Below are 25,490 nucleotides of genomic sequence, written 5' to 3' on the forward strand. Positions count from 1 at the left end.
GCCCGGCTGCTTCTTCTTCATGAAAATATCCCCGCCGGAGGCAAGAATCCTTGTCACAACAGCGCCTTTGCGCGCTCAGTCACGGCCTCCGCGGTGATTCCGAACTCCTTGTAGAGCGCCGGTGCAGGGGCCGAAGCGCCGAAGCTCTCCATGCCGATGAAGGCGGATTTCTCCTCGCGCCCGCGCTCGCCCAATAGCAGCCAGTCCCAGGGCTGGCGGATGGCGGCCTCGATGGCGATGCGGACGGTGCCGCCCGGCAGAACCTCTTCGCGATAGGCCTGGGATTGGGCGCGGAACAGTTCCATCGAGGGGACCGAGACGACGCGGGTCGGGGTGCCCTCGGCCTCCAGCGTCTCGCGGGCGGCGACGGCGATCTCGACTTCCGATCCGGTGGCCATCAGTACCACGGCGGGCTTGCCGCCAGATGCTTCGCGCAGCACATAGGCGCCCTTCAGCGACAGGTTCTCGTCCTGGTGATTGCTCCGGAGCGTTGGCAGGTTCTGCCGCGACAACGCCATGACCGAGGGCGCAGTATCGTGCGACAGGGCGATTTCCCAGGCTTCCGCGGTTTCGACCTGATCGCAGGGGCGAAGGGTGATGGTATTTGGCGTGGCGCGGCAGATGGCCAGATGCTCGACCGGCTGGTGGGTCGGGCCGTCCTCGCCCAGGCCGATGCTGTCATGGGTCATGACATAGGTCACCGGCAGGCCCATCAGCGCCGACAGCCGCATTGCGCCGCGCGCGTAATCGGTGAAAGTCAGGAAGGTGCCGCCATAGGGGCGGAAACCGCCGTGCAGCCAGATGCCGTTCATCGCGGCGGCCATGCCATGTTCGCGGATGCCGTAATGGATGTAGCGGCCAAGCCGGTTCCCGGCGTTGAAGATACCCATCTCGGGCGTCAGGGTGTTGTTCGATCCGGTCAGGTCCGCCGAGCCGCCGAAATTCTCGGGCATCACCGGGTTCAGTGCCGCGAGCACGTTCTCGCTGGCCTTGCGGGTGGCGAGCTTGGGCTGCTCTTCCGAGGTTTTCTGCTTCATCTCGCGGATGGTCTGGGCGAGCTGCGGGTTGACCTCGTTGCCGATCCGGCGTGCGAAATCGTCGCGGGGATTCGAGCTGAGCGCATCGACACGGGATTGCCATTCCTTGCGCGCGGCTGCGCCCCGAGCGCCGATCTCGCGCCAGCTTGCGGCGATGCCCTCGGGAATCTCGAAGGCGGTCTCACTGTCCCAGCCATAGGCCTTTCGGGTTGCGGCGATCTCTTCGGCGCCAAGCGGCGCACCATGGGCCTTGGCGCTGTCGGATTTCGTCGGTGCGCCGAAGCCGATGATCGTCTTGCACGAGACCAGGACCGGGCGGCCGTCATCCTTGGCGGCCTCGGTCAGGGCGCGGTCGATATCGGCGGCGTCATGGCCGTCGCATTCGAGCACCCGCCAGCCCGATGCGGCAAGGCGCGCCATCTGGTCGGTCTTGTCCGACAGGCTGACGCGGCCATCGATGGTGATGTCGTTATTGTCCCACAGCACGATCAGACGGCCCAGTTGCTGGTTACCGGCCAGGCCGACGGCCTCTTGGCTGATGCCTTCCATCAGACAGCCATCGCCGACGATGACCCACGTCCGGTGATCGCAGAGCTCGGCGCCGAATTCGGCGCGCATCGCCTCTTCGGCCATGGCCATGCCGACGGCGGTCGAGATGCCTTGCCCAAGCGGGCCGGTCGTCGTTTCGATCCCCTCGGCATGTCCGTATTCAGGGTGGCCCGCGGTGATCGAGCCCAGTTGCCGGAAATGCTTGATCTGCTCGATGGTCATCTGCTGGTAGCCGGTCAGGTGCAGCAGCGAGTAGAGCAGCATCGAGCCATGACCCGCCGACAGCACGAACCGGTCGCGGTCGAACCAATGCGGCGCGGAGGCGTCGAATTTCAGGTGATTGCGGAACAGCACTGTGGCCACATCGGCCATGCCCATCGGCATGCCGGGATGGCCGGATTTCGCGGCCTCGACCGCGTCCATCGCCAGCACGCGGATGGCGCTGGCCAGTTTCCAGTGATCGGGGTCGGCTTTGCGGCGGGCATCGAGATCCATGGTGGTCCTTCGGGTCTGGGTCGCTTTGTTGCTTGGTAGGGTTAACACGGGCCGGTTGCAAGTCGGGCGTCGCCTGTATGTGCGCAATTATCCCGGCTGTATAAGCGCGACTATGGTGGCCATTCGCACCCTGACCCCGCCAGAAATCGTTTCGTGATCAGGGTTGCTCTTCGGTTGCGCCATTGGCGATGAGCCGATCCAGTCCAGCCTCGAAACTTGCCGCGTCCTTGCCCAGCTCTGCCCGGAGTTCAGCCTGGAATACATCGGCGATGCGACCGAGATCCTGCATCAGGTCATGGCCCTTTCCGGTCAGTTCGAGCGCGATCAGGCGGCGGTCCGTCTCGTGGCCGGATTTGCGCAGCAATCCCACGCTTTCCATCCGCGACGCCGCCCTGCTGACGATGGATTTGTCCAGATTAACCCGCTTGTGGATATCGCGCACGCTCACCGCGCCCTCATTGGCCAGATGCGCCATCACCCGCCATTCCGGGATCGACAGGCCCGAGCGCTCTTGATGCAATGCGGCGAAGCGGCGGCTGATCTGGGTGGCCGCGACATTCAGGCGATAGGGCAGGAACTCATCCAGATTGAACGGCATCGGGCTCTCCTTTTGCGGCAGATCATCAAAAAAACGTTGCAAGAGCAACAAGAATATCTATCGGCTGCCATGCAGGCCCGTGTCTTGCAGCCGGGTGTCGCCTGTGCAATCAATCTGCGGGAGCTTGGCAGATGTGATTGCCTGCCGTGTTCCGTTTACCGCACAGACCTGGAACAGTGCCGGACAATCTGACCTGCCGAGGGCAGGGCTGGTCCGGTCGAAGACATGGCCCGATCCGATGCTGAACTTTTTTCATACGAATATCCGCTGGCTCGGCGTCGGGTTTCTTCTGACATTCGCATCGGCTTTCGGGCAGACATGGTTCATCTCGCTCTTTGCCGATTTCATCAAGGCCGAATATGCGCTGACCGATGGCAGTTGGGGCGGCCTTTATACCGGTGCGACGCTGAGCGCTGCCGCGCTGATGTTCCTGCGGGGATCGGTGGCCGATACGGTCGGGCTGTCGCGGCTGACCCCGGTCATGACCATCATCTTTGCCTGTGCCGCCCTGGGGATGGCTGCCGTGCAATCGGTCTGGATGCTGGGGATCGTGTTGTTCCTGCTGCGCTTTTGCGGGCAGGGCATGTTCACCCATATCGCCATGACCGCAATGGGCCGGTGGTTCGAGGCAAGGCGGGGTCAGGCCGTGTCGATTGCCGCATTGGGGCATCCTGCGGGAGAGATCGTCATCCCGCTGCTTGCCGTGCTGATGATCGGAGCACTTGGCTGGCGGCAGACATGGATCGCGGTGGCGGCGGTTCTTTTGCTGGTCGTGACGCCGGCCTTGTTGGTCTTGCTTTCCGAGGGCAGGTCGCCCGCGGGACATGCGGACCAGACGCCACGTCCGGGACTGATGGGGCGGCAATGGCGGCGGAGCGATGCGGTGCGGCACTGGTTGCTGCCCGCCTTGCTGCCGATCCTGCTGACCCCCGGTTTCATCAGCACGGTGATCTATTTTCACCAGGCTCATGTCGCCGCGGTCAAGGGCTGGAGCCTGGTCGAGATGGCTCCGGGATACACGGCATTCGGGATCTCGTCGGTGATCGCGGCTTTCGCGACGGGATGGGCGGCGGATCAGGTCGGTCCGCAGCGATTGCTGCCAGTCTTGCTGATCCCGATGGGGTTCGGCGTCGCTCTGCTTGGGTCGGCCAGCCATGTCGCGACCTGGTATGTCGTGCTTGGCTCGCTTGGCATGACGCTCGGGATCGCCAGTTCGCTCTGGGGAGTGCTGTTCCCGGTGCTTTACGGGACGGTGCATCTGGGGGCGATCCGGTCACTGGCGACGACCATCATGGTGATCTCGACCGCGATCGGGCCGGGGATTACCGGGGTGCTGATCGATCACGGCGTGGACCTGCCGGTGCAGAGCCGGTTCATGTCGCTATGGTGCTTTGCGATGGTGGGGTTTTGCTGGCTGATCCTGCGGCGCCTGAACGGCGATCTTGCGGAAGCCCGATCCTAGGCCGATCAGCCCCGTCCGCTGCGACAGGCAACGCAGCAGCCGTAAGTCGGGTCGAGTTCGAGCCGCGCGAAGGGGATCGGCTCTCCGCATTCCTCGCAATAGCCGAATTCGCCCTCTGCCATGCGTGACAGGGCGGCCTCGATGGCGCGGATGCGTTGGCCGCGGCGCGCTTCGACAGCGCTGGCCATGGCCTGATTCTGCATCGCATCCATGCGCGACAACCGGCCGACGCTTTGCTGATCGAGTTCGACTGGCCTGCGCGACTCGGCCGTTTCTTCGGATTCAGCGCGTAGCCGGATCAGCTCTTGATGCAGGAGTGGCTTGAAATGGTCCTGTATTTCATCCGGTTTCAATAAAATCCTCCCCCCTCCGGTCGCCGCCTGGAACATCGACGCCTTGTGAAAAGATATGCATTTGACGGTCGATAATCCAGCGGCGGGAACGGGTTGTGCCCCGGGCTTGACATCATTGCATCAGCAACGATAGTTTCGTTGCAACAGCAATGATCAGTTGTTGCGATGGAGGGTGAAGATGGCGAAGCATGAGCTGTCCAATGGCATGACCCGTTCGGCGGGCACGATCGGTACGCATCAGGGCTATATGCCGGGCTTTGGCAATGATTTCGAAACCGAGGCGCTGGAGGGGGCGCTGCCGCAGGGGCAGAACTCGCCCCAGAAATGCGCGTATGGGCTTTATGCCGAGCAGCTTTCCGGCACTGCCTTCACCGCGCCGCGCGGCCAGAACGAGCGGACATGGTGCTATCGCATCCGACCCTCGGTCCGGCATACCGGCGAATTTCGGGCAATCGATGTCCCTTACTGGAAGACCGCGCCGCATGTGCTGCCAACCGTCACCAGCCTTGGGCAATACCGGTGGGATCCGGTGCCGATGCCTGCGGAGGACGAGGACCTGACATGGATCACCGGCATGCGCAGCATGACCACGGCGGGGGATGTGAATATCCAGGTCGGGATGGCGAGCCATATCTATCTTGTCACGCGTTCCATGCAGGACGAGTATTTCTACTCCGCCGACAGCGAATTACTGATCGTTCCACAAGAGGGGCGGCTGCGTTTCTGTACCGAGCTGGGCGTGATCGAGCTGGAGCCAAGAGAGATCGCCATCATTCCGCGCGGGCTGGTTTACCGGGTCGAAGTGCTGGAGGGGCCGTGCCGCGGTTTCGTCTGCGAGAATTACGGACAGAAATTCGATCTGCCGAACCGGGGTCCGATCGGGGCGAACTGCCTCGCTAATCCGCGCGATTTCAAATGCCCGGTAGCAGCTTTCGAGGACAGGGATGTGCAATCCCGCGTGGTCATCAAATGGTGCGGGCAGTTCCACGAGACGATCATCGATCACAGCCCGCTGGACGTGGTCGCGTGGCACGGTAACTATTGCCCGTATAAATATGATTTACGGACATATTCTCCGGTCGGCGCAATCCTGTTCGATCATCCCGATCCGTCGATCTTCACGGTGCTGACCGCGCCTTCGGGGCAGGAAGGGACGGCGAATATCGATTTCGTGCTGTTCCGCGAGCGCTGGATGGTGGCCGAGCATTCCTTCCGCCCGCCATGGTATCACAAGAACATCATGTCCGAGCTGATGGGCAATATCTATGGCATCTATGACGCCAAACCGCAGGGCTTCGCGCCGGGCGGGATGAGCCTGCATAATTGCATGCTGCCCCATGGCCCCGACCGAGACGCTTTCGAGGGCGCGTCGAATGCCGAGTTGAAGCCCGAGAAGCTGGACCAGACCATGTCCTTCATGTTCGAGACTCGCTTTCCGCAACATCTGACTGAATTCGCTGCGAAAGAGGCTCCGATGCAGAAGGAGTATATCGAGGTCTGGAACCGGCTTGAGAAGAAATTCGATGGCACGCCGGGGGTGAAATGAGAAAGCCGGGGGCTTCGCGCCCCCGGAGCCCCCGCGGGATATTTGCATGAAGAAGAAGGGGAGCGGAATGCGGTCGTGGCTGGCGAGTGCCAATGAGGAAGGATGCGATTTTCCCGTTCAGAACCTGCCCTACGGGGTGTTTTCCATCGGTGACGAGGCGCCGCGCTGCGGGGTGGCCATCGGGGATCGGATCGTCGATCTGGCCGTTTGCGAGGCGCGTGGGCTGATCGATGCGGAAGGGGCCTTCGGCTTGCCGCAGCTGAACGGGTTCATCGCGCAGGGGCGGGCGAAGTGGGATGAAATCCGCGCCCGGTTGACGGAATTGCTGGCCGAGGATGGAGACAGGTCCCTGCCGCTGGTGGCGATGGCGGATGCGCGGCTGCATATGCCGATCCGGGTGAGCGAATTCACCGATTTCTATGCCTCGAAGAACCATGCCTTCAATGTCGGCGTGCTGTTTCGAGGGCCGGAGAACGCGCTGCCTGCGCAATGGACGCATATGCCGATCGGCTATAACGGGCGGGCCTCGTCCGTGGTGGTGTCGGGCACGCCGATCCGCCGCCCGATGGGGCAACTCAGGGGAGAGGAGGGGCCGGTCTGGTCGCCCTGCCGCCGCCTGGACCTGGAGCTGGAACTGGGTGCCGTGGTCGGCGGTGACAGCGAACTGGGCGAGCGGGTCAGCGTGGCCGAGGCCGAGCGGATGATCTTTGGCTATGTGCTGCTGAACGACTGGTCGGCGCGGGATGTCCAGGCATGGGAATACCAGCCGCTCGGACCGTTCCAGGCAAAGGCGCTTGGCACCACGATCAGCCCCTGGATCGTGACGCAGGCCGCGCTGGAACCGTTCCGCTGCGAAGGGGCCGAGCGGGTGAACCCACTGCTGCCCTATCTGCGCGAGGAACAGCCCGGATTCTACGACATGACCGTGGGCTGGAGCCTGAACGGCCAGAAGATGGTGCAGACCAATTACAACGTCATGTATTATTCCAGCGCCCAGCAACTGGCGCATCATAGCAGCTCGGGCTGTCCAATGCGGGTGGGTGATTTGCTGGGCTCGGGGACGATCTCGGGACCGGAGCGGGACCAGACCGGGGCGCTGCTGGAGATGACCGGGGGCGGCAAGACCCCCGTGACGGTGAATGGGCAGGAGCGGCGTTTTCTCGAGGATGGCGACGAGGTCGGGCTGTTCGCCTTTGCCGAGGGGCAGGGATACCGGGTCGGCTTCGGCCCCTGCACCGGGCAGATCCTGCCGGCGACGGAGTAGGTCATGGGACATCATCGGGTCGTGCTGCATGATTACTGGCGTTCTTCGGCCTCTTACCGGGTGCGGATCGGTCTGGGGTTGAAGGGCATCGCGCATGAGCGGGTCTCGGTCGATCTGCTCAAGGGCGCGCATCGCGAGGAGGCGCATCGCAGGATCAACCCGCAAGCCCTTGTGCCGGTCCTGGAAATCGACGGGCTGGTGCTGACGCAATCGCTGGCGATCCTGGAGTACCTGGACCAGACTCGGCCCGAACCACCGCTTTTGCCCTCGGATGCGGCAGGGCGTGCCCATGTGCGGGCCATCGCGCTGGCGATCGCCTGCGAGATTCATCCGGTTTCGAACAGTTCCGTCCTGACGCGGATCGAAGAGCTGGCGGGTGCCGAGGCGCGCGCGGAATGGAACCGCGACAATATCTGCCGGGGGCTGGTTGCGGTCGAGGCGATGCTGGATCATCCGGGCTGGAGCGGGCGTTTCTGTCATGGCGATCAGCCGGGATTGGCCGATTGTGCACTGATCCCGCAGCTTTACAACGCGACCCGGTGGGGCGTCGGTTTTGACGATTTGCCGCGGATCACGGCGGTGCAGGGCAATTGTGCAGCCCTGTCTGCATTTGTTGCAGCGCATCCGGAGAGCGTGTCTCCACCCTGAAAAACGGGAATATTCGGGCCAAATTGAGGTGAAATTGCCCCATTTGTTGTAAGAACACCGCACGAGCCCGGGTTGTTTGGTCAAATCTGTCCGCTAGACTGGCTGAAACAATATTACGCAGGGAGGGGGATATGAGTAATCCAAGCGATCCGGTTCCGCCGCTGGAAGGTGCGCTGGATACCGACTTCACGATCGGCCAGGACAATATCGAGGGGCAGGTAGGCCCGTTCGGCTTCGACATTCACAATCCGGTCTTTGTCGTTTCGTCGCTGACCGCCATGCTGTTCATCCTGCTGACCTTGCTTTTTCCGGGCACCGCGGGCGAGATCTTCAAGGCCATTGTCGGCTTCGCGACGGGTACGCTCGACTGGTATTTCATGATCGTGGTCGATTTCTTCATCCTGTTCTGCGTGGTGCTGATCTTCACGCCCTATGGCTCGATCAGGCTGGGCGGCAAGGAGGCGCGGCCGGAATACAGCTACCTGTCCTGGTTCTCGATGCTGTTTGCCGCCGGGATCGGGATCGGGCTGCTGTTCTTCGGGGTGCTGGAGCCGGTCTATCACATGGCGGTGTCATCGCCGCTTGGCACGCCCTCGCCCTTTGGCGAGGATGGCACGATCAACACGGAGGCAATCGAGCGGGCGCGGGCGATGGGCATCGCCGGAACCTATCTGCATTGGGGCATACATGGCTGGGCCGTCTATGTGGTGATGGCGCTGGCGCTCGGGCTTTTCACCTATAACAAGGGGCTGCCCTTCTCGATCCGCTCGGCCTTCTACCCGATCCTCGGAGAGCGGATCTGGGGCTGGTGGGGTCATGTCATCGATATCCTCGCGGTCTTCTCGACGCTGTTCGGGCTGGCCACCTCGCTTGGGCTGGGCGCACAGCAGGCCAATGCCGGGATGAATTTCGTCTATGGGCTGGAGATCAGCATCACCACGCAGGTGATCGTCATCGTCCTGGTGACGATGGTGGCGCTGGTCTCGGTCTGGCGCGGTCTCGATGGCGGGGTGAAGAAACTGTCCGAGATCAACATGATCATGGCGCTGCTGTTCTTTCTCTTCGTGCTGTTCGTCGGACCGACGCTTGCGGGGCTGAACGGGTTCTGGACCGGGCTCGTCACCTATGTCGAGGAATTCATCCCGATGTCGGCTCCATTCGGCCGGACCGATGACGCCTTTCGCGAGGGATGGACGGCGTTCTACTGGGCGTGGTGGGTCAGCTGGGCGCCCTTCGTGGGCATGTTCATCGCCCGTGTATCGCGGGGCCGCTCGATCCGTGAATTCGTGATCTGCGTGCTGCTGATTCCCAGCATGACGATCTTCATCTGGATGGGCGTGTTTGGCGGCGTGGCCATTGATCAGCTTTTCGCCAATCCCGATGCCAGCCTGGTCAAGGAATACGTGATCGACAATTACAGCCCCGAATTGTCGCTGTTCGGGATGCTGAACGAATTGCCCTTCACCGGGATCGTCTCGACCATCGCCATCATCCTGGCGCTGATCTTCTTTGTCACGTCATCCGATTCCGGTTCGCTGGTGGTCGATACGATTACCGCCGGGGGCAAGACCGACGCGCCGAAACCTCAGCGGTTGTTCTGGGCCACGATCGAGGGGCTGATCGCCATCGTGCTGCTGATCGGCGGTGGGCTGGAGGCCCTGCAGGCCGGGGTGACCGCGACGGGGATTCCGTTCTCGGTCGTGATGCTGCTGATGTGCTACACGATCTTCCGGGCATTGCAGAGCGAGCCGCGATGAGACGGTAGAGGTCCTGTGGAGCGCTGATGTTTCAGCGCTCCAGCACCATCAGGTCGCCTTCGAAGCTGACCCGGGCGAAGCGCCGCAGATAGGACATGCCGAGAAGCGAGCCGTCCAACTCGCCGCCGATCACCGTGGCGGGGACATTGCGATCGACGATATCGCCTATGGCGAATTCCTCGATGGTGACATTGGCGGTCCGGACGGTGCCATTCGCCGTCCGCGCTGTGCCGATATAGGCGAGATCCTCGGGGTCGATGCCGATCCTGCGCGCGTCCTCGGCACCGAGCGCGATAGAGGTGGCGCCGGTATCGACGACGAAGCGCACCGGTGTGCCGTTCAGTTCGGCGGTCAGGTAGAAATGGTTGTCGCGGCTGACCGGGATCTCGACCCGGCCCCCGGAGATGACCTGCTGTGTGCCCCGGTCGAGCCAGAGATTCGCGGCGAAGGTGGCGCCTGCGAAGATGACGCCCCAGAGCATGATCTGCCGTAGCCCCTGGCTGCCGCGCCCCGACAGCTCGAACAACAGCGCGCCGCCGATGAATATCAGAAGCAGGCCGTAATAGATCAGTTGCGCCCAATCCTCGCCCAGCATCAGAACAACCCCGTGCCCTGCAGCCCGTCGATCACGAACTGGATCGACAGCGCCGCCAGCAACATGCCGAGCAGGCGCGTGACCACCATCGTGCCAGTGCGGCCGAGCGCGCGGGCCAGCGGCGTGGCCAGGTGGAACAGCGCGAGCGCGATTGCCAGGACCGCCAGCATCACCAGATGCACCATCACGACATGCAGCACCCCGGTTTCCTGCCCGACCAGCAGGATCATCGTCGCCAGCGATCCGGGACCGGCCAAAAGCGGTGTCGACAAGGGAAAGACCGAGGGGTCGTTCTCGGGCTGATCGTCGATATTCTGCCCCTCGCGCCGTTCGGTTCGCCGCTCGAACAGCATGTCCAGCGCGGTCAGGAACAGCAATATCCCGCCCGCGATGCGAAAGGCGGGAAGCGAGATGCCGATGCCGGACAGGATCGCCTTGCCCGTCAGCCCGAACAGCGTCAGCAGGATCGCGGATATGACGACGGCGCGCAGGCCGATGCGGCCCCGTTCGGTCGCGTTCATCTTTGGCGTCAGGGCGATGAAGATCGGCGCCAGCCCGACAGGGTCGATGACCACGAAGAGCGTGACGAAGGCGGTGATGTAAAGCGACAGATCCATGCCCCCTTATCACCCGGCCAACAGGACATGCCAAGCGCTAGAGCGAGTTGCGCCTGTGCAGATTGGCTCCTGTCACTTCTTCTTCATCCAAATATCCCGGGGTCCGGGGCAGCGCCCCGGTCATCGCGGGACGCAAATGCCCGGTATTTCCGATTCTACGCGGCACGCTCTCGCGTGAAATTGGCTTAATCACGGCATTTGCCTTGCGGTCGAGTGGCCTGAAACGGTCGAGATCAACCGGCCGCCGATACAAGAAAAATCTTCGAAAACAGGCACCTGGCCTCGGAATCTGATCCCCGGCCATAGAAAAACCGCGCCGATTTACCGGCGCGGTTCGAATATTCCTGGCAAAACCGGAAGGGTTATTCCCGGTTGTCCACTGCCTCGCCGTCCTCGTCCGAGGAGGCGCCGCCGATATCGTCGAACAGTTCGGCGATCTCGAATTCGGCTTCGGCATCGGCTTCGGCGGCCAGGTCCTGGATCGACTTGCCCTGAGCCTGAAGCTCGGCTTCTTCCTTCGAGCGCGCGACGTTCAGCGAGATCACGGCCTCGACCTCGGGGTGCAGCACGACGGTGACATCGTGCAGGCCCAGGTTCTTGATCGGCTGGCCGAGAACCAGTTGCTTGCGATCGACGGAATAGCCGGCCTCGGTCGCTGCATCGGCCGCGTCGCGGGTCGAGACGGAGCCGTAAAGCGCGCCCGAATCCGATGCGGAACGGATGACCACGAAGGTCTGGCCGTCCAGCTTGTTGGCGACTTTCTGTGCTTCGGCCTTGCTCTCGGCGTTACGCGCCTCGAGTTGGACCTTGCGTTCCTCGAATGCCGCGATGTTGGCTTCCGAGGCGCGCAGCGCTTTGCCCTGGGGCAGCAGGAAGTTGCGGGCATAGCCGTGCTTGACGTCCACGACCTCGCCCATCTGGCCCAGCTTGGCCACACGTTCCAGCAGGATGACTTGCATGATATCCTCCTTACTTCACGGCATAGGGAAGCAGGGCGAGGAAGCGGGCGCGCTTGATGGCGCGGGCCAGTTCACGCTGCTTCTTGGCCGAGACGGCGGTGATGCGCGAGGGCACGATCTTGCCGCGTTCGCTGATATAGCGCTGCAGCAGACGGGTGTCCTTGTAGTCGATAGTCGGCGCGTTGTCGCCCGAGAAGGGGCAGACCTTGCGGCGGCGGAAAAACGGTTTGCTTGCCATTGTTCAGATCCTCTCAGTTCCGCTCGCGGCGTTCGCGGCGATCGCCACGCTCTTCGCGTTTCTGCATCTGCACCGAGGGGCCTTCCTGGTGCTCGTCCACGCGGATGGTCATCACGCGCATCACGTCGTCATGCAGACGGGCAAGACGCTCCATCTCCTGCACGGCAGCCGAGGGCGACTCGGTGCGCAGGAAGGCGTAATGGCCCTTGCGGTTCTTGTTGATCTTGTAGGCGAGGGTGCGGACACCCCAATATTCGTGATCCACGACCTTGCCGCCATTATCGGCGAGTACGGTCGAGAAATGTTCGATCAGCCCTTCGGCCTGCGTGTTCGACAGGTCCTGGCGGGCGATCAGCACATGCTCATACAGAGGCATGGCGATCCTTTCATTTTCGGGCGCATTTCATAGGCGGGTCTTCCCTTCCGCACCCGCCACGAGAGACTGCGCCGGTTGCATGTGTCTCGGCGGAAGGATGGGGACTTATAGCGGCAGATGCTGCGAGTGCAAGGTGATTCGCCGCTACGGTGGGCATCTCGCGGTTGCGGCCAGTGCCATGGCACGATCGTCGATGAAGCTGATCGCGCTTTACGGCTGGACGCGGTGGGGGTAATCCCCGTTCATGCTTCCTGAAGACCGCCTTGCCCAGATCACCCAACGCTTCGAGTTTCTCGAGGCGCAGCTGAATGCCGGTGCCGATCCCGCTGAGATTGCCCGGATCAGCCGGGAATATGCCGAACTGAAACCAGTGGTCGAGCAGATCGCCCATTGGCGGGAGGCGCGTGACCAGATGGCCGAGGCCGAGGCCATGCTGAGCGATCCCGAAATGCGGGAACTGGCCGAGGACGAACTGGCGCAACTGCGCGAGGAACTGCCCGAGCTGGAGCAGAACCTGCGCATCGCCCTGTTGCCCAAGGATGCCGCCGATGCCCGTCCCGCGATCATCGAGATCCGGCCCGGCACCGGGGGCGACGAAGCCGCCCTGTTCGCGGGCGACCTGCTGGCGATGTATCGCCGCTATGCCGAGGCGCAGGGCTGGTCGTTCCAGTTGCTGGAATATAGCGAGACCGAGCTTGGTGGCGTCAAGGAGGCCACAGCCCGGATCGAGGGCGATGGCGTCTTCGCCCGGCTGAAATACGAATCCGGGGTGCATCGCGTGCAACGCGTGCCCGAGACCGAATCGGGCGGGCGTATCCATACCAGCGCCGCGACGGTCGCCGTCCTACCCGAGGCGGAGGATGTTGATATCGACATTCCCGCGAACGATATCCGTATCGACACCATGCGAGCCTCGGGTGCGGGGGGGCAGCATGTGAACACCACCGACTCGGCGGTGCGGATCACCCATATCCCGACGGGAATCGTGGTGATGTCTTCCGAGAAATCCCAACACCAGAACCGGGCCAACGCAATGGCGGTGCTGCGGGCACGCCTTTACGACATGGAACGGCAGCGCGCCGATGACGCGCGGGCGGCGGATCGCAAAAGCCAGGTCGGCAGCGGCGATCGCAGCGAACGCATCCGCACCTATAATTTCCCGCAGGGCAGGATGACCGATCACCGGATTAACCTGACACTCTATGCGCTGGACAAGGTCATGCAGGGCGACCTGGGCGAGATCATCGATGCGTTGACCTCTTACGACCAGGCCGCGCGTCTGGCGGCGGACGGATGAGCCCGCCGACCGGGAAAGAGCTATGCCTTGCCGCGCAGGAACGGCTGGAGGGTGCGGGGGTCGAGGATGCTTACCGCGACGCCTCCCTGCTATTCATGCATGTGCTGGGCGAGGTTCTTGGCGCAAGGGTCAAGCGGCATCATCTGGCGCAATATCTGAAAGATCAGGTTTCGCCGGATCTCGAGGCCGCATTCACGCGCGCCATCGATGCCCGTGTCGCACGCCGTCCGGTCAGCCAGATCATCGGCAGGCGGGCCTTCTGGAAGCATGAATTCCGCGTGACGAGCGACACGCTGGACCCGCGCCCGGAAACCGAAACGCTGGTCGAGGCGGCGCTGGAGCTGCCTTGGCGCAATGTACTGGACATGGGCACAGGGACCGGGGCGATCCTGATTTCCCTGCTTGCAGAGCGCCCCGGTCGCGCGGGAACCGGAACCGAGATTTCCCCGGCGGCGCTTGACGTGGCGCGCGAGAATGCCCAAGTCATTGGAGTGACCGCGCAGCTGATCGCTGCGGACTGGTATGACGGCGTGACCGGGCGCTATGACCTGATCGTCTCCAACCCGCCTTATATCGCGCTTGAGGAAATGGCCGGGCTTGCGCCCGAACTGCGCGAGTGGGAGCCATATCAGGCACTGACGGACGGCGCGGACGGCCTGACGGCCTATCGTGCCATTGCGGCAGGGGCGGCGGAGCACCTGACACCGGGTGGGCATGTCCTGGTCGAGATAGGTTCGACACAGGGCGCGGCGGTTGCGACAATTTTTCGCAGGCAGGGTGCAGAAACCCGCCTGATTCCCGATCTGGACGGGCGAGACCGTGTCGTTTTGGCCCGTTTTGGCAGTTGAAGGGCGGTTTTTGAGGGGAAATGGATAAAAGTCACAACTTTTCCCTTGTCATGACCCGCCTCGCATGGTTAGTCAGCGGCGTGCCGGGGCCGAAAGGCCACCGCACTGGTCAGCCTGACAATGCCGAAAAGACAAGCTGCGCCTCGCGCACAGCGACAGAGCAGGACAAGGCTGAACGGCAGGGCGCGGATTTCGCCGCGGACGCCGCCTGAAACGTTGTCCAGACCCAACTGGAACCACAGACAGACAAACTGATGAGATCATCGAAATCACGTTCGCGCAACAAGTCTAATCGTCAGCGTTCGCTGGGGAATATCGTAAATCGTGTCTTTGACAGCTCGGGTCCCGAGGGCAAGGTACGTGGCACACCGCAACAGATCATCGACAAGTATCTGACGCTGGCGCGCGATGCGCAGCTTTCGCATGATCGCGTGGCAGAGCAGAGCTTTTTTCAGCATGCGGAGCACTACACGCGGATGCTGAGTGAAGCTCAGCGCGAGATGGCCGAGCGGCAGCAGCAATATCAGCAAAATCAGAATCCGCATCATCGCCAGAATGCCGATGACGACCGCGACAATGGCGGACGTGATAACAACGGTGGCCGCGATAATGGTAACCGCGACAACAGTGGAAGAGACACTGGTGGACGCGATAATGGCGGGCGGGACAATGCGCAGCGCGATTCCGGTCGCGACAACAGTTTTGCCCGTGACACCAATTCACCGCCGCGCAATGGCCGGGATCACGCTGAAAATGACGTGAAAACCTCGGCAACGCCCGGCTCGACGCAAGAGGCGGAGAAACCTCGGACAGAGAAGCCTCAGACGGAGGATCAGCCGGCCGCTGCCGACAAGCCGGCCCCGGCTCGCCGGGGTCGTCCACGCCGCGAACCCGTTGCCGAGAAGACGGAACAACCAAAACCAGAGGCGTCGTCCGAGGCTGTAGAACAGCCCAAACTGGGATTGCCCGATGCGGTCGGTTCAGAGGATGAGGGCGGCGGTCTGGTTGAGACGCCCGAGGCCGGGACTGCCAAGAAAGCCCGTGCGCCGCGGACGACAACGCGAAGCCGTACGGCCACCGCGAGCAAGACGCCACGGACGACGACCCGTCGCAAATCCTCGGATTCGGCAAAGGCGGATGGCAAAGCTCCGGCTGCTACCGAGGCGGAGCCGAGCGGGAACGATACCGAGAAGAGCTGATATGTCGCGATAGAGCAATTTGCGCTTTATCGAACTCACTCTCCCGGCTTCTTCTTCATGCAAATATCCCGGGGGTCCGGGGGCAGCGCCCCCGGCCATCGCGGGACGCAATTCGGAACTGAGCCTGATTAACCGCAAACTGCTTTAACGTTCAGAGGCCACCCGCGATCCATTCTTGCTGAAAACGCTGTGACATCATGAAAAAGGGGCCGCTCGATGCGGCCCTTTTCTCATTTCTGGCCGCGATTCGCGTTTTCGAGGATGCGAGTAAGGGCGCAGAAATGTTCGAGATCGATTTCTTCGGCGCGCGAGGTGGGGGCGATGCCCGACTGTTCCAGCAGCGATTCGATCCGGGGATGCAGGCCGCGCAGCGACGCGCGCAGCATCTTGCGGCGCTGGTTGAAGGCGGCGGCGGTGACCTGCGACAGGATTTTCGGATTGGCCGGAAAACGCGGCTCGGGCAGGGCGGTCAACTGGATAACGGCGGAATGCACCTTGGGCGCCGGAACGAAGGCTTCGGGCGGCAGGGTCATCACGATCCGCGCCTCGGCCCGCCACTGCGCCAGCAGGGCGAGGCGGCCATAGGCCTTGCTGCCCGGACGGGCGGTGATCCGCTCGGCGACTTCCTTCTGGAACATCAAGGTCAGCGTTTCCCAGAAAGGCGGCCAATCAGGGGGCGTCAGCCAGCGGATCAGCAGCTCGGTGCCGATATTATAGGGCAGGTTGGCGGCGATGCGGATCGGCGGGGTCAGATGCACCAGCGGATCGATCTTGAGCGCATCGTCATTGAGGACCGTCAGCCTGCCAGGATAGGCCTCCGCGATTTCGGCAAGGGCGGGCAGGGCGCGGGCATCCTTTTCGATGGCCAGCACATGGCGCGCGCCCTCGGCCAGAAGCCCGCGGGTCAAGCCGCCGGGACCGGGGCCGATTTCCAGCACGTCGCATTGCGACAGATCGCCCGCCTGCCGCGCGATCTTGGCGGTCAGGTTCAGGTCCAGCAGGAAATTCTGACCGAGCTGCTTTTTCGCGCGCAATTCATGACGGGCGATGACGTCGCGCAAGGGGGGCAGGCCGTCGATGCTGCTCATGCCCGTGCTGCCGGATGGATATTTTCATGAAGAAGAATCATCAGGGTTTGTCCGCCATGTCGCGGGCCATCCGCAGGGCGGCGATGGTCGAGGCCGGATCCGCGCAGCCCGTTCCCGCGATGTCGAAGGCGGTGCCGTGATCGGGCGAGGTCCGGATGTAGGGCAGGCCGAGCGTGACATTGACGCCCCCGGCGAAATCCAGCGTCTTGATCGGGATCAGGGCCTGGTCGTGATAGGCGCAGATCGCCGCGTCATAACGCGCGCGGGCGGGGGCGTGGAACATCGTATCGGCGGGTAGCGGGCCGGCCAGGTCGATGCCCTCACCGCGGAGGCGGTCGAGCAGCGGGGCGATGCGCTCGGCTTCCTCGCACCCCATCGTGCCGCCCTCGCCGGCATGCGGGTTCAGGCCCGCCACCGCGATGCGCGGCGCGGCGATACCGAAATCGCGGATCATCGCGGCATGGGTGATGCGGATCGCCTGTTCCAGCAGATCGGATGTCAGGGTGGCCGGGACTTCGGCAAGCGGGATATGGATGGTGGCAGGCACGACCCGGCATGGTGGCGAAACCGAGGTGGAGGCGAGCATCATCACCACTGGCACATCCCCGGCCAGATGGGCGAGATATTCGGTGTGACCGGGGAAGCGGAAGGAGGCGCCTTCTTTCAGGGCCTGCTTGTTGATCGGCAGGGTGGTGATGGCCGCCGCCTCGCCCCGCGTGACCAGATCGACGGCGCGGGCAATCACATCGATCACGCCTTGCGCATTGGCCGGGTCGGGCCGTCCCGGAGTCGCGGGTTCCGCGAAATCATGGCGCAGGACCGGAAGATGCCCGGCGGGCACCCGGTCATTCGGAACCGCGATCTCGGTAAAGGCGGCGCCCTTGGGCAAGTGGCGCGGATCACCGATCCAGGCATAATCGACCCCGCAGCCCAAGGCGCGGATCGCCAGTTCGGGACCGATTCCGGCCGGCTCTCCGCAGGTCAGCAGGATACGCTTGGTCATGGTGTCGTCACGGCCTGCGGATGACCGCATCGGCACGAAGCTCTTGCAGGAAGGCATTGGCCATTTCATTGGCCTTGCGGTTGAAGATCTGTTCGCGAACCGCCTCGCGGGTGGGAATGCCCGAGGGATTGGGAATGGCGGCTTCGACCCCGTCCGGCTCTTCGGCGGTCGTCGCGACATTTTCGTCTTGGTCTGCCAGCAAGGCCGGTTGGCGCGAGCAGAGCATCACCAGCTCGGCACCATTGCCATAATTCACGACCGCGGCCTCATCCGCGTCCAGCGAGGCGAGTTGCGTGGCGATCAGCGCCGGGATGGCGTTTTGCGAGGCGGTCTGGCGATTGATCTGCGCGGAAATCTCGGCCCCGGCCTGGACATAGAGATCGTCGCAACTGCGGGTCCGCGCCGCCAACGAAGCGGCATCGCTGGACGATGCGAGCCGCAAGGTCATGTAATCCAGCACCTGTTCGCGCGCGCCGGGGCGCAACGTGCCCTGGCTGTCGCGCAGCCGGAACAGCACCACCGCGCCGGGAACCTGCAGGGGCTGGGTTGTCTGCCCCGGCTGCAGGTTCAGGATCACCGGGCGCAGCGACGGGGGAAGATTGTCGATATTCACCCAGTTCAGCCGTCCACCGGCCTCGGCCGAATCCGATGCCGAATATTCGCGCGCGGCTTCGGCGAATTGCGCTTCGCTTGGGTTGCTTGCGGCGATCGAATTGGCGAGCTGCATCGCTTGATCCTCGCGGCCCTCGGGAGCGGGGATGATCAGCTCTGACAGGAGTACGCGGTTGACGATCGGGGTCTCGATCTCGCGCTTCAGGGCCTGGTCGACCTCGGCATCGCTGACATTGATCTGCGGGATGAAGCGCTGACGGATGACGCCGCGCCATGCGACCCCGGCCTCGACGAAATCGCGAAAGACCTGGTATTCGACCCCCGCGCGCTCCAGCGCGGCGGTGAACTCGGCCGAATTCATGTTGGCGCGGCTGGCGAATTCATCGAGCCCCGCCTGCAGGCCTTCCTCGGTCGTCTCGATCCCCATCTGCTCGGCGGCGAACATGCGCAGGCGGTCCTGCACCAGCGCATCCTCGGCACCCTGGCGGTCGATATCCGGAGCGCCCAGCAACCGCATGAAACGTTGCCGCTGATCGACCTCGTAGCGGGTGACCGCCTTGTCGTTGATATACAGCACCGGCTCGAACGGGTTTTGCGCCGAGGCCGGGGCGATTGGCCCGAAAAGCAGGCTTGCCGTGATGGCGATGCCGGAGAGAAGATGCCGCATATGCTGCCCCCAAATCATTCATTGGCACAAGACTAGCGCATGCAGCTGCGCCGCGCCACTGTGCCCAATCCGTCTTTTTGCCGACCGAAGCCGCCAAGGCGGACAGAGAGGTCGAAACTGGTTTCCGGCCGCACGTTATCCGAATCCGTGAAGCGACGCGACAGGCCCATTTCGACGCTCACGCATTCGTTCCGATAGGTGACGTCCAGCGACGCCATCTGTGCTTGCTCGGCGGTGAAATTATATCGCGTTTCGGCATTGCCCCACCAGCCCGGGGCGATCTGCCAGCCGATATTCGCGGTCAGTTCGTTGGTATCTTCGGACCGGCCCTCGTCCCGTTCGCTGTCGATCCACAGATGCCCGGCCGAGATTTGCAGATCCGGGCGCAGCCATCCGAGGCGCAACTCGTTGCGGGAGAAGTCGAAGGAATCGTCGAACAGCGCCCGGTTGGAGATGGCGAGCCCATCGCCGCTGTCGTAATGCGCGGCCAGCAGCCAGTCCGAGCGATTTCCGCCAAGAGGAGAGCCCGCGACGAATTGATCTTCGTGATGCGCCCGGAAGACCCGCCCGCCGGTCAGGCCGATCGACCAGCCTGTCGGATCGATGCGGGTCCAGCTGACGCCGAGATTCGCGCGCAGCCCGGTTTCGCGGGCATCCCAACCCGGGAATCGGTTGGTGGAAAACAGGTTGCCTTCATCGAATTCGATCAGGCGGCTGTCCTCGTTCGGGATGTCGTCGTCATCGCCGCGGGGCGACCAGAGGAGCTGGGCCACCGGTTCGACCAGATGCGTGGCCCCGGCGGAATGGCCGATCAACGGCCAGCGCAGTTCGACCCCGCCGATGGGCACGGCGCGAGCGACGACATCGTCGAAATCGCTGTCCTGGGCGATGCGATACAGGTCGGCGTCCAGCCCCAGGATGGCCGCGCCCATCACGCCGCCCGGCAGGATCTGGTTACGGCGCCAGTCCAACCCGAAAGAGCCCCTTGCCACGTCGCGGCCGTCGATATCCTCGTCCGAGGGGCGGCGATGGGCGTGAATCGACCATTCCATCATTGCCTCGCCACCGATCATGCCGGGGGTGAACCGGCGCTGCCAGATCGCGTCGGCAACCTGTGCGGGGGAGGTATCGTTGGGTTCGTCCGCGCGCAGCGAGTGGTAGTTGCCGATTCGCGCGAAGACCAGCTTGTCGCGCTTGACCCGTTCAAGCGTCACCCCGCTCCATAACCGGTCGGCGTCGGTCACATCGTAGTCCAGCAGGTAGCTGCGATCCGATGCGACCTGCAATTGCACACCGAGGTTATAGCCGCGAGGCAGTTCGAACCGGGCGGCACCGAACAGGTAACCGCGCGTCTCTCCCGGATCGATGTCGTCGCGGGTGATCGCGCCGTTCCATTCCATCGCGCCGCCTCGATAGGCGTGGCGATAGCGCAGTTCCAGCGTGCGGGTGCGGCTGGCCGATAGATAGGGGGTGATCGTCAGGTCGGCATGATCGCCGAGCGTCAGGAAATACGGCGTCTTGATCCCAAAGCCGAGGCGCGAGGTGGTGCGGATCTCGGGTCGCAGGAAACCCGATTGCCGCTCGACCGTGGGATCGGGGGCGGTCACCTCGAAGGGCAGGGAAGCCAGCGGAACGCCAAAGGCGCGGAACTGCGGATAATCGAAATGCATCAGCCGGGTTTCCGCGTCATGGGTGATCTCGCGGGCGCGGATTTCCCACAGGGGAACGGGATTGCTGGCGCAGACCTGGCAGGCGGAGGCCGCGACATTGTCCAGCCGGGTGATGCGGCCATCGTCGCTGCGGGTGGCCTGCCTGGCGGCGAGCTGCAATTCGCGCGCGATGACCAGCCTTGCGCCACGGATGATGCCATCCTGGAGTTCACGGTCGAGTTGCGCGGAATCGGCGATCAGGATCGCCTCTGCCTCGGGATCGGCGGCACCGGGGCGCGACAGGTGGATCGGCCCCTCGATCGTCAGATCGCCGCTGTCGCCATCCACGATCAGGCGCGAGGCGACAAGCCGGGCACCCTGATACCAGACGACCACGCCGCCCGCGGCGATCAGCGTTTGATCGTTCTGCAGGACCAGGTTGTCGGCCAGCACGGTCGCCGCGTCCTCGGGGCTGCCCGCCTCGGCTGCCGTGCCGGGCAGGACGATGTCGGTATCGGGTTCGACCGTTTCAGGAAGGGGGCTGGCAGGGGTCCGGTCGGCCACCGGGCGATTGCCAAGCGGAGTCGCCTGCGGTGCGAGCGCGGCACCACCGGCCCAGTCATCCACCATCGGCGAAGCCGCCACGGTTCCACCCTCGGGAATCGTGGCGCCCTCGAAACCGGTCTGTCCCGCGGCCAGTCCGGGCAACAATGCCGCCAGCCCGGCAAGCCCTGCCGCATATGTCAGCCCGATGCGCGTTCCTGCCTTCATCCGTCCTCCCGTTGCAGGATCAGCCCCAATGCCAGCAAGATGCCGACCAGCGGCGGCGCCCATGCAGCCATGACCGCGGGAACCTGCCCGTTATCTCCGAGTATCTGCGCCATGTTGCGCAGGAAAAACAGCCCGATCCCGGCGGCGAAGGCAAGAAGAACCGCAACCCCGGTATTTCGGCCACGCACATGTTGCATGGTGAAGGCGGCGGCGATCATCACCATGGCGGCCATCACGAAGGGGCGTGCAAGCTCCATCTGGAACCAGACGCGGTGGCGGGCGGCGGAAAAGCCCGCGCGTTCGAGACCGGCGATGAAACCCGGCAATTGCCAGACCGGGATCGCCTCGGGCCGGCCGAAGCCGTCGCGGATGCGTTGGGCGGTCAGGTCGGATGCCAGCGACAGGGTCTCGCTGCCGGTGGCGGTGGCTTCGGGATTCGGTTCGTCCAGGGCATAATCCTTGACATCGCTCAGCCGCCATTCGCCGGGGGTCAGCCGCGCCTCGCGGGCCTCGATACGGCGGACAGGGCCGCTTTCCTCGCCGAAGATCATGAAGCTGGCATCGTAAAGCGTGGTGGCGTCGGGGCTGGCGCGGCGGGCGCGGATAACGATCTGCCCGGATTCTTCACCGTCTTCCATCAACGATTGCCGCAGCCAGACCGCTTGGTCCCCGACCGAGACGGTTTGCCGTCCGTCCCGTTCGATCGCCGCCACGGCATTGTCGAACAGCTTGCCGGTCACGGCGACGAGCGGATTGAACAGACTCACGATCAGGATGCCGATCAGCGCCGCTGTCACGGCGGGCGCGGTGACGACCTTTATGGCGGACCGTCCCGAGGCGCGAATGGCTACCATCTCGGAGCTGCGGGCGAGGCCAAGGAACATTGCGATTCCGCCCAGCACGGTGATCAGCGGGAAGATCGAATAGAAGCTGCCCGCGATATTGAGCGCCGCAAGCCGCGCTGCGCCCGCCAGCCCGAGATCGTGATCGGCAAAACGGCGGATCATCTCGATCATGTCGATAAGGAACAGGATCAGCAGGAACACGCCAGCGACCAGCAGGAAACTGCGCAGGAAGCGCCGGGCGACATAGCGGGCCAGGATCATGCCGGTTCCTCCCTGCGCCATCTCGGGCGGATCGGCCGGGGCCGCGCCGCGAGCCAGAGCAGCACCAGGCAGATCGCCATCCCTATCAGCGCGGGCAGGTAGAGCAGGAACCATAAACCCGGATCGCGCCCGACCTGATCGGCGGCGGCGTTGGTGACGAACTGCACGAGGATCAGCAAGAGGATTGCCCAGATGACCTGCCGCCAGACGCCGAACCGCGAGAAGCCGCCGATCAGAAGCGCCGCGAAACCGATCATCGCCGCGATGGGCGACAGCAGGGGCTGGGCGATCCGTTCATGCGCCTCGCGCCGCGCCTCGCCGGTCGTGCCTCCTGTCGAGTTCAGCAATTCCCGGTCGGAATCCAGTAGCCGCCAGGTGGAATATTCGCGCAAGTCGCGCCCGCGCCTGTCCCCGGCGGCGAACATGGCGCCGATATCATAGCTGAACTCTGAAAACCGCGTGACCGACAGTCGCCTTTGTCCATGCTGCCATTGCAGGTTCTGGGACATGCCGCGCAGCAGGACCAGGACGGGCCCGGTTTCGGTCCGCACGACCAGTGCCTCTTCCGAGGTGTAGACGGTCTGGTCGTCGGGGTTGCGCGCATCCTCGATGAACAGGTCCAGAAGCCGCCCGTCGCTGGCCGTTTCGCGGATGAACAGGGTGACGCCCTCGGCCGGATACTGGAACTCGCCGGGGCGCAGGAACTGCGCGGTCACGTTCTCGGCGATCTCGGTCTGGCGTTCGGCCAGCCGCGTGCGCGCCATCGGGACGAGGCCATGGACCAGCACCGCGACCAGAACCCCGACAAAGACGCCGAAGACCAGCACCGGGCGGGCCAGCCGCCAGGGCGAAAGCCCGGCAGCCTGCATCGCCACCAGCTCGGATTCGCCGGTCAGCCGGTTCGTGCCATAGGCCGAGGCGACAAACGCGGCCACCGGCAACACGACCGAGATCACGATCGGCAGGGTCAGCGCCGTGAATTCCAGCACGACCAGCGCGGTCTGGCCGTCGCTCAGCAAGTCGTCGAACAGGCTGACGGCGCGGTTGATCCAATAGACCGACACCAGCACCAGCGCGAAAAACCCGAACAGGGTCAACAACTGGCTGAGAATATAGCGGTCGATCCGGGGCATGTCGGGCGGGGCTTTCTGATCCTGGCGCGTTCTGCCCTGATTAGCGGCAAGGACGCCTCTGGCCAAGGCCAAGTTACGGGTCTAGGTTCACGACCGACAGATCCTCAGGAGGGCAAATGACTCACCCCGTCGAAATCACTTTCTCTGAAATCGCCGCCGACAAGCTTGCCGGGCATGAGGGCCGGGTTGCCGTGATCGTTTCGCCGGGGGGACGCTTGCCGGCCGGTCTGCCGCGTGCCGCTCGTGCTGCCGCGCGGCGCGCATTGGACTCAAAGGCCGGGCAGGCGCTGAAACCCGGTGCCTCGCTGGAGCTGGCCTATCCCGTGGGCATGTCCGCCGATGCGTTGCAGCTTGTGATGCTGCCCCCGCGGGCATCGGTGGCCGATGCGCGCAAGGCCGGTGCCGGGATCGGCGCGAAACTGGGCAAATCGCATGTGCTGGTCCATGCCGGCGGACATCGGCGTGCAAATGAGATCGCCCTGGGCATCGCATTGCGGGGTTATGACTTTTCCGTGTATCAGACGGATGCCGGTAAGGAGGACAACGGCGGCGAGGCGGATGACGCGGCGGAAACCGGCAAGCCGCGCGTGACCTTCATGGCCCGCGATCCAGAGGCGCTGGCCAAATCCGCCAAGGATGCCGCTGCCGTGGCCGAGGGGGTTTTCTTCACCCGTGACCTCGTGAGCGAGCCCGCCAATGTGCTGACCACCAGCGATTTCGCCGACCGGCTGAAGGCGATGGAGGAAATCGGCCTGACCGTCGAGGTGCTGGAAGAGGACGAACTCGCCAAGCTGGGGATGCGCGCATTGCTGGCCGTTGGCCGCGGCAGCGAGACCCCCTCGAAGGTTGTCGTCATGCGCTGGAACGGCGGCGGGGACGAGGCGCCGCTGGCGCTGGTTGGCAAGGGTGTCGTGTTCGATACCGGCGGGATCTCGATCAAGCCGGCTGCGGGCATGGAGGACATGACCATGGATATGGGCGGCGCGGGCGTCGTCGCGGGGGTCATGCGGACATTGGCGCTGCGCGGGGCCAAGGCCAATGTCGTGGGGCTCGTTGGGCTGGTCGAGAACATGCCCGATGGCCGCGCTCAGCGCCCCGGCGATATCGTCCGCTCGATGAAGGGCGACACGATCGAGGTCATCAACACCGATGCCGAGGGGCGGTTGGTCCTGGCCGATGTGCTCTGGTATGCGCAGACCCGGTTCGAGCCGAAGGCGGTCATCGACCTGGCGACCCTGACCGGGGCGGTCATTGTCGCCCTGGGGCATGACAATGCCGGGGTGCTCTCGAATGATGACCGGCTGGCCAATGACATCCTCGCATCGGCGAAGGCCGAGGGTGAGGGTGCGTGGCGCCTGCCGCTCGGACCCAGCTATGACAAGCTGATCAAGTCGCGGCTGGCCGATATGAAGAACTCGGGCGGGCGTGCGGCGGGCACGATCACGGCGGCGCAATTCCTGCAGCGCTTCATCCGCAAGGAACAGGCCTGGGCGCATATCGATATCGCGGGCGTGACCCTGCCCGCATCGGCGCCCGAGATGGCACCCAAGGGGGCGAGCGGTTGGGGCGTGATGACGCTGGACCGGCTGGTGCGCAACAAATACGAGGCCAAGTGACCGCTCG

General features: G+C 63.9%; 23 protein-coding genes and 1 pseudogene. 10 read left to right on the top strand and 14 right to left on the bottom strand.

What is annotated here, in order from left to right:
- Positions 1-53 precede the first annotated feature (53 nt).
- A complete protein-coding gene (gene tkt / locus JHX88_RS07035) occupies positions 54-2,081 on the bottom strand; it encodes a transketolase (protein ID WP_076527149.1) in 2,028 nt (675 codons plus the stop codon).
- A 157-nt stretch (positions 2,082-2,238) separates the two neighbouring features.
- Positions 2,239-2,679 (bottom strand): MarR family winged helix-turn-helix transcriptional regulator, encoded by a 441-nt coding sequence (locus tag JHX88_RS07040; RefSeq protein WP_076527148.1) that lies wholly within the window; start codon positions 2,677-2,679, stop codon positions 2,239-2,241.
- Positions 2,680-2,812: 133 nt separating this feature from the next.
- Between JHX88_RS07040 and JHX88_RS07045 the strand changes: the two genes are divergently transcribed.
- Positions 2,813-4,141 carry an MFS transporter gene (locus tag JHX88_RS07045; RefSeq protein WP_141225876.1) on the top strand — a complete coding sequence of 443 codons (1,329 nt, stop codon included), beginning with the start codon at positions 2,813-2,815 and terminating at the stop codon, positions 4,139-4,141.
- 5 nt (positions 4,142-4,146) lie between these two features.
- On the opposite strand, the gene JHX88_RS07050 is transcribed toward JHX88_RS07045, so the two are convergent.
- Entirely contained in the window at positions 4,147-4,494 is a 348-nt protein-coding gene (locus JHX88_RS07050; protein ID WP_272848207.1) for a TraR/DksA family transcriptional regulator, read from the bottom strand.
- A gap of 178 nt (positions 4,495-4,672) precedes the next feature.
- Between JHX88_RS07050 and hmgA the strand changes: the two genes are divergently transcribed.
- The 4 genes from hmgA to JHX88_RS07070 all read left to right on the top strand — a co-directional run bounded on the left by hmgA (position 4,673) and on the right by JHX88_RS07070 (position 9,709).
- Positions 4,673-6,040, top strand: coding sequence for a homogentisate 1,2-dioxygenase (hmgA, locus tag JHX88_RS07055; protein ID WP_076527145.1), 1,368 nt, complete (start codon positions 4,673-4,675; stop codon positions 6,038-6,040).
- A 46-nt stretch (positions 6,041-6,086) separates the two neighbouring features.
- A complete protein-coding gene (fahA, locus tag JHX88_RS07060) occupies positions 6,087-7,304 on the top strand; it encodes a fumarylacetoacetase (RefSeq protein WP_076527144.1) in 1,218 nt (405 codons plus the stop codon).
- 3 nt (positions 7,305-7,307) lie between these two features.
- Positions 7,308-7,952 (top strand): maleylacetoacetate isomerase, encoded by a 645-nt coding sequence (gene maiA, locus JHX88_RS07065; protein ID WP_076527143.1) that lies wholly within the window; start codon positions 7,308-7,310, stop codon positions 7,950-7,952.
- A 131-nt stretch (positions 7,953-8,083) separates the two neighbouring features.
- Positions 8,084-9,709 (top strand): BCCT family transporter, encoded by a 1,626-nt coding sequence (locus JHX88_RS07070; protein WP_076527142.1) that lies wholly within the window; start codon positions 8,084-8,086, stop codon positions 9,707-9,709.
- A gap of 31 nt (positions 9,710-9,740) precedes the next feature.
- Here JHX88_RS07070 and JHX88_RS07075 read toward each other — a convergent pair whose 3' ends face one another.
- The 5 genes from JHX88_RS07075 to rpsF form a co-directional block, all read right to left on the bottom strand.
- Positions 9,741-10,304 carry a retropepsin-like aspartic protease family protein gene (locus JHX88_RS07075; RefSeq protein WP_076527141.1) on the bottom strand — a complete coding sequence of 188 codons (564 nt, stop codon included), beginning with the start codon at positions 10,302-10,304 and terminating at the stop codon, positions 9,741-9,743.
- Positions 10,304-10,921 (bottom strand): MarC family protein, encoded by a 618-nt coding sequence (locus JHX88_RS07080; RefSeq protein WP_076527140.1) that lies wholly within the window; start codon positions 10,919-10,921, stop codon positions 10,304-10,306. Before JHX88_RS07080 ends, JHX88_RS07075 begins: the two co-directional genes overlap by 1 nt.
- Positions 10,922-11,283: 362 nt before the next feature.
- Positions 11,284-11,880, bottom strand: coding sequence for a 50S ribosomal protein L9 (gene rplI, locus JHX88_RS07085; RefSeq protein WP_076527139.1), 597 nt, complete (start codon positions 11,878-11,880; stop codon positions 11,284-11,286).
- Between the two features lie 10 nt (positions 11,881-11,890).
- Positions 11,891-12,118: a 30S ribosomal protein S18 gene (gene rpsR / locus JHX88_RS07090; protein ID WP_076527138.1), complete on the bottom strand. Its 228-nt coding sequence runs from the start codon at positions 12,116-12,118 to the stop codon at positions 11,891-11,893.
- Positions 12,119-12,131: 13 nt separating this feature from the next.
- Complete coding sequence (rpsF, locus tag JHX88_RS07095; RefSeq protein ID WP_076527137.1) at positions 12,132-12,494, bottom strand: 30S ribosomal protein S6; 363 nt, start codon at positions 12,492-12,494, stop codon at positions 12,132-12,134.
- A 244-nt stretch (positions 12,495-12,738) separates the two neighbouring features.
- Here rpsF and prfA point away from each other — a divergent pair, with 244 nt between their 5' ends.
- From prfA to JHX88_RS22440, 4 genes and pseudogenes are all read left to right on the top strand, one after another.
- Positions 12,739-13,791 carry a peptide chain release factor 1 gene (prfA, locus tag JHX88_RS07100; RefSeq protein ID WP_076527136.1) on the top strand — a complete coding sequence of 351 codons (1,053 nt, stop codon included), beginning with the start codon at positions 12,739-12,741 and terminating at the stop codon, positions 13,789-13,791.
- A complete protein-coding gene (gene prmC / locus JHX88_RS07105; RefSeq protein WP_076527135.1) occupies positions 13,788-14,639 on the top strand; it encodes a peptide chain release factor N(5)-glutamine methyltransferase in 852 nt (283 codons plus the stop codon). The genes prfA and prmC overlap by 4 nt, the downstream gene beginning before the upstream one ends.
- A 20-nt stretch (positions 14,640-14,659) precedes the next feature.
- Positions 14,660-14,851: a hypothetical protein gene (locus tag JHX88_RS07110; protein WP_141225875.1), complete on the top strand. Its 192-nt coding sequence runs from the start codon at positions 14,660-14,662 to the stop codon at positions 14,849-14,851.
- A 42-nt stretch (positions 14,852-14,893) separates the two neighbouring features.
- Positions 14,894-15,178: pseudogene (locus tag JHX88_RS22440) on the top strand (DUF4167 domain-containing protein); the annotation flags it as partial.
- Between the two features lie 890 nt (positions 15,179-16,068).
- Here JHX88_RS22440 and rsmA read toward each other — a convergent pair.
- Genes rsmA through lptF form a run of 6 tightly spaced genes read right to left on the bottom strand, consistent with a single transcriptional unit; the run spans position 16,069 to position 23,867 of the window.
- Positions 16,069-16,926, bottom strand: a complete 858-nt coding sequence (gene rsmA / locus JHX88_RS07120) for a 16S rRNA (adenine(1518)-N(6)/adenine(1519)-N(6))-dimethyltransferase RsmA (protein ID WP_076527133.1) — start codon at positions 16,924-16,926, stop codon at positions 16,069-16,071.
- Between the two features lie 40 nt (positions 16,927-16,966).
- Positions 16,967-17,929, bottom strand: a complete 963-nt coding sequence (pdxA, locus tag JHX88_RS07125; protein WP_076527251.1) for a 4-hydroxythreonine-4-phosphate dehydrogenase PdxA — start codon at positions 17,927-17,929, stop codon at positions 16,967-16,969.
- Between the two features lie 7 nt (positions 17,930-17,936).
- Positions 17,937-19,208: a peptidylprolyl isomerase gene (locus JHX88_RS07130; protein WP_076527132.1), complete on the bottom strand. Its 1,272-nt coding sequence runs from the start codon at positions 19,206-19,208 to the stop codon at positions 17,937-17,939.
- 32 nt (positions 19,209-19,240) lie between these two features.
- Positions 19,241-21,628, bottom strand: coding sequence for an LPS-assembly protein LptD (locus tag JHX88_RS07135; protein ID WP_076527131.1), 2,388 nt, complete (start codon positions 21,626-21,628; stop codon positions 19,241-19,243).
- Positions 21,625-22,734, bottom strand: coding sequence for an LPS export ABC transporter permease LptG (lptG, locus tag JHX88_RS07140; protein ID WP_076527130.1), 1,110 nt, complete (start codon positions 22,732-22,734; stop codon positions 21,625-21,627). Before lptG ends, JHX88_RS07135 begins: the two co-directional genes overlap by 4 nt.
- Complete coding sequence (gene lptF, locus JHX88_RS07145; RefSeq protein ID WP_076527129.1) at positions 22,731-23,867, bottom strand: LPS export ABC transporter permease LptF; 1,137 nt, start codon at positions 23,865-23,867, stop codon at positions 22,731-22,733. The genes lptG and lptF overlap by 4 nt, the downstream gene beginning before the upstream one ends.
- A 116-nt stretch (positions 23,868-23,983) precedes the next feature.
- Here lptF and JHX88_RS07150 point away from each other — a divergent pair, with 116 nt between their 5' ends.
- The gene (locus tag JHX88_RS07150) at positions 23,984-25,483 is read left to right on the top strand and encodes a leucyl aminopeptidase (RefSeq protein WP_076527128.1); all 1,500 of its coding nucleotides are present in this window, start codon (positions 23,984-23,986) and stop codon (positions 25,481-25,483) included.
- Positions 25,484-25,490: the final 7 nt, after the last annotated feature.

The organism is Paracoccus saliphilus (assembly GCF_028553805.1).
GTDB lineage: Bacteria > Pseudomonadota > Alphaproteobacteria > Rhodobacterales > Rhodobacteraceae > Paracoccus > Paracoccus saliphilus.

Excerpts from the sequence above, each read along its gene's own strand:
- tkt (WP_076527149.1), bottom strand. The coding sequence starts at position 2,081 with ATGGATCTCGATGCCCGCCGCAAAGCCGACCCCGATCACTGGAAACTG.
- JHX88_RS07040 (WP_076527148.1), bottom strand. The coding sequence starts at position 2,679 with ATGCCGTTCAATCTGGATGAGTTCCTGCCCTATCGCCTGAATGTCGCG.
- hmgA (WP_076527145.1), top strand. The coding sequence starts at position 4,673 with ATGGCGAAGCATGAGCTGTCCAATGGCATGACCCGTTCGGCGGGCACG.
- fahA (WP_076527144.1), top strand. The coding sequence starts at position 6,087 with ATGAAGAAGAAGGGGAGCGGAATGCGGTCGTGGCTGGCGAGTGCCAAT.
- maiA (WP_076527143.1), top strand. The coding sequence starts at position 7,308 with ATGGGACATCATCGGGTCGTGCTGCATGATTACTGGCGTTCTTCGGCC.
- JHX88_RS07070 (WP_076527142.1), top strand. The coding sequence starts at position 8,084 with ATGAGTAATCCAAGCGATCCGGTTCCGCCGCTGGAAGGTGCGCTGGAT.
- JHX88_RS07075 (WP_076527141.1), bottom strand. The coding sequence starts at position 10,304 with ATGCTGGGCGAGGATTGGGCGCAACTGATCTATTACGGCCTGCTTCTG.
- JHX88_RS07080 (WP_076527140.1), bottom strand. The coding sequence starts at position 10,921 with ATGGATCTGTCGCTTTACATCACCGCCTTCGTCACGCTCTTCGTGGTC.
- rplI (WP_076527139.1), bottom strand. The coding sequence starts at position 11,880 with ATGCAAGTCATCCTGCTGGAACGTGTGGCCAAGCTGGGCCAGATGGGC.
- rpsR (WP_076527138.1), bottom strand. The coding sequence starts at position 12,118 with ATGGCAAGCAAACCGTTTTTCCGCCGCCGCAAGGTCTGCCCCTTCTCG.
- rpsF (WP_076527137.1), bottom strand. The coding sequence starts at position 12,494 with ATGCCTCTGTATGAGCATGTGCTGATCGCCCGCCAGGACCTGTCGAAC.
- prfA (WP_076527136.1), top strand. The coding sequence starts at position 12,739 with ATGCTTCCTGAAGACCGCCTTGCCCAGATCACCCAACGCTTCGAGTTT.
- prmC (WP_076527135.1), top strand. The coding sequence starts at position 13,788 with ATGAGCCCGCCGACCGGGAAAGAGCTATGCCTTGCCGCGCAGGAACGG.
- JHX88_RS07110 (WP_141225875.1), top strand. The coding sequence starts at position 14,660 with ATGGATAAAAGTCACAACTTTTCCCTTGTCATGACCCGCCTCGCATGG.
- rsmA (WP_076527133.1), bottom strand. The coding sequence starts at position 16,926 with ATGAGCAGCATCGACGGCCTGCCCCCCTTGCGCGACGTCATCGCCCGT.
- pdxA (WP_076527251.1), bottom strand. The coding sequence starts at position 17,929 with ATGACCAAGCGTATCCTGCTGACCTGCGGAGAGCCGGCCGGAATCGGT.
- JHX88_RS07130 (WP_076527132.1), bottom strand. The coding sequence starts at position 19,208 with ATGCGGCATCTTCTCTCCGGCATCGCCATCACGGCAAGCCTGCTTTTC.
- JHX88_RS07135 (WP_076527131.1), bottom strand. The coding sequence starts at position 21,628 with ATGAAGGCAGGAACGCGCATCGGGCTGACATATGCGGCAGGGCTTGCC.
- lptG (WP_076527130.1), bottom strand. The coding sequence starts at position 22,734 with ATGATCCTGGCCCGCTATGTCGCCCGGCGCTTCCTGCGCAGTTTCCTG.
- lptF (WP_076527129.1), bottom strand. The coding sequence starts at position 23,867 with ATGCCCCGGATCGACCGCTATATTCTCAGCCAGTTGTTGACCCTGTTC.
- JHX88_RS07150 (WP_076527128.1), top strand. The coding sequence starts at position 23,984 with ATGACTCACCCCGTCGAAATCACTTTCTCTGAAATCGCCGCCGACAAG.